We start from the raw sequence: 332 nt of genomic DNA, 5'->3' as shown, positions 1-332 counted from the left end.
CGCGCGAGCGTGCCGGGCTTCAATCCGCCGCCGCCGTCGCCTGCGCCGCCCGGCACCACCGCGAGCGGCCCGGTGCGCACGCAGCCGGCGCGCATGCCGTTCTATGTCGCCACGCGCGGCACGACTACGATCTACGTGCTGGGCACGTTGCATGTCGGCGATCCCGCCGACTATCCCGCCGCCCAGCCATTCCGGCCGCCGATCCTCGCCGCGCTGGCCGCCTCGCCGACGCTGGCGCTCGAACTCTCCCCCGACGAACTGCTGATCTCGCAGGACGACGTGTCGAAGTACGGCGTGTGCAAGCGCGATTGTCTGCCGGGCTTGTTGCCTGA

General features: G+C 71.7%; 1 protein-coding gene. It reads left to right on the top strand.

What is annotated here, in order from left to right; all coding sequences use genetic code 11:
- Positions 1-332 (top strand): TraB/GumN family protein (locus CIC12_RS03890; protein WP_174771895.1); only part of this gene is annotated, 332 nt, incomplete at both ends.

This window comes from Paraburkholderia sp. SG-MS1 (assembly GCF_012275575.1).
Classification (GTDB): Bacteria; Pseudomonadota; Gammaproteobacteria; order Burkholderiales; family Burkholderiaceae; genus Paraburkholderia.
The sequence above is the reverse complement of the archived record's forward strand: the minus strand, read 5'-3'. Positions and strand labels throughout refer to the sequence as shown.